The sequence below is a fragment of the Terriglobus sp. YAF25 genome, from assembly GCF_052113305.1.
Taxonomy (GTDB): Bacteria; Acidobacteriota; Terriglobia; order Terriglobales; family Acidobacteriaceae; genus Terriglobus.
In genome coordinates, this window is the sequence record NZ_JBFRCY010000909.1 from 1 (window position 1) to 2,109 (window position 2,109).

At 56.0% G+C, this 2,109-nt stretch carries 3 protein-coding genes; 2 read left to right on the forward strand and 1 reads right to left on the reverse strand.

What is annotated here, in order from left to right:
• Together AB4043_RS25105 and AB4043_RS25110 are read left to right on the forward strand one after the other, a co-directional pair.
• Positions 1–918, forward strand: a 918-nt coding sequence (locus AB4043_RS25105; RefSeq protein ID WP_442308474.1) for a two-component system sensor histidine kinase NtrB, incomplete at its 5' end; no start/stop codon positions are given.
• A 22-nt stretch (positions 919–940) separates the two neighbouring features.
• Positions 941–1,402 carry a response regulator gene (locus tag AB4043_RS25110; RefSeq protein ID WP_442301893.1) on the forward strand — a complete coding sequence of 154 codons (462 nt, stop codon included), beginning with the start codon at positions 941–943 and terminating at the stop codon, positions 1,400–1,402.
• 63 nt (positions 1,403–1,465) lie between these two features.
• On the opposite strand, the gene AB4043_RS25115 is transcribed toward AB4043_RS25110, so the two are convergent.
• Positions 1,466–2,109 (reverse strand): sensor histidine kinase (locus tag AB4043_RS25115; RefSeq protein WP_442308475.1); only part of this gene is annotated, 644 nt, incomplete at its 5' end.

Consider the following 2,109-nt stretch of genomic DNA (forward strand, 5'->3'; position numbering starts at 1 on the left):
ATCCTGGAGAAGTTACACGCCGGCGAGAAGGTAGAGCATTACGAGACCACTCGTCTCAGCAAGAACGGCGATCTGCGCCAAGTCTCCATCACCATCTCGCCCATCCGCAATGACGCAGGTAAAGTGATTGGGGCCTCCAAGATTGCCCGCGATATCTCTGAACGCAAGAAGATGGAATTTTTACTGGTCCAGGCCGAAAAACTTGCGGCTACGGGCCGCATGGCGGCAGCCATCGCCCACGAGATCAATAACCCGCTCGCCTCGGTGTTGAACCTTATCTTCCTTGCCCGCCAGAGCAGTGCTTCCAGAGCGGAGATCCAGGAGTATCTCGGCACAGCCGAGAGCGAGCTTGAACGCGTCTCTCACATTGCGAGGCAGACACTCGGTTATTACCGCGATAACGCATCGCCCTGCGAGGTCCACCTCCACGATCTGGTCCAGAATGTCCTCTCGGTCTACCGGACCCGGCTCCAGGCGCACAACATTGTGCTGGAAACGACGTTCAACGATCTGAGAAAGATTAAGGTCCGGCCCGGAGAGATGATTCAGGTGTTGTCAAATGTCATTTCTAATGCAATGGACGCGATGCCCCTCGGCGGCTCCATGTCGATTACGGTTGCACCGACCAAGAAGGTAGATCGTAATGGAGTTCAAATCACAGTCCGGGATACGGGCAGTGGTATTCCCCGCGAGCATCTCGACAAGGTCTTTGAACCGTTCTTTACCACGAAGGGAAACCTCGGAACCGGTATTGGTCTATGGGTAGCGAACCAGCTTGTCCAACGTCATCATGGCCAGATCTCCATCTCCAGCAGTACGGAGCGAGGCGACAGCGGAACAACGGTAACAATCTACCTGCCATTTGGCAGTTTTGAAGGGACAACAACGAAACCCAATGGTGCTCAGCGTGATAGCTAACCGGCATGCTATAGAGCGATATTTGCAACCAGTCGTCCGTCTGGCAGACGGTTCAGAGCCTGCTCTCTCTGTTTTTAGCCTGTCGAAATCGGATCAAAAAGGATCTTCGCCGGCAAGGATTCGGGTTCTGGTAGTCGATGACGAGAAACTTCTGGCCGATACGACCGCGGCAATTCTTCGCGGAGCCGGTTTCGACGCAAAGCCGGTATACGGCGGATGGCAGGCTGTGGAGACAGCTCGATCCTTTGAGCCGGACTGCCTTCTTACCGATGTCAAGATGCCGGAGATGAATGGCATCGAACTCGCGCTCGTTATCTCCAAGATGCTTCCCGCCACAACGATTGTGCTTTTTTCCGGGCAAGCAGGAATCACGGATCTCCTCGATGACGCTCGTGACAACGGTTACGAGTTTCCATTGCTGGCCAAACCCGTGCATCCGCTGGCGCTCATAGAAAGGTTGAAGGACCTGACCCGCCAGAAATAATGCTTTCCGCAGAGGATCCAGCCTGGCTGGCTGGCAAAAGGTCCAGGCGCCATTTCCGTCGTGTTAGAGCAATTCTCCTAACGCTGTGTTGCTGGGCATCCCGGTAGAGAAAGTGCAGCGGGGGGGGGTCATTGTGGAAACCTCGGCCGGGATGCCCGGCCCGTTGTCCAGAATCCGGATACAGGCAACCTCTCCCTGAGAACAGACCTCGACCACGATCTCTCCCATACCTTCTCCTACGGCATCGCAGGAGTTATTCAGGAGGTTGATCAGGATCTGGGTTACATCTTCTTTTGGAGCGCTGGTCCTCGCCGGGCTCTTCTCAACCATCCTGATCTGGCACCCCTTGGATGCGCACCGCGCTGCGAATAAATCGACGGCCTCCTTCGCAATCTCGTGAAGATCGGCGGGGCCTCCCTGAGCGAACGCCCGCTGCGTCGGGAGATGTCTCGCAACCGTGCTCAAGCGTCTGATCTGGGTGTGCGCTACTGCAAGGTATTCGCGAGACTCTTCCGACAAGGCCGGATCAGACAGCGCGAGATAAATCAGGTTCGTCAGCGCCGCCAGCGGATTATTGAGTTCGTGCGCAATGGTGGAAGAAAGGCGGCCGATTGCTGCCAGTTTTTCCGACCGGATCAACGCTTGCTCCGACCGCTTCCTGCTGTCTACGTTGCTTGTGATGCCGATCCAGGTATGCGGTCTTGTGG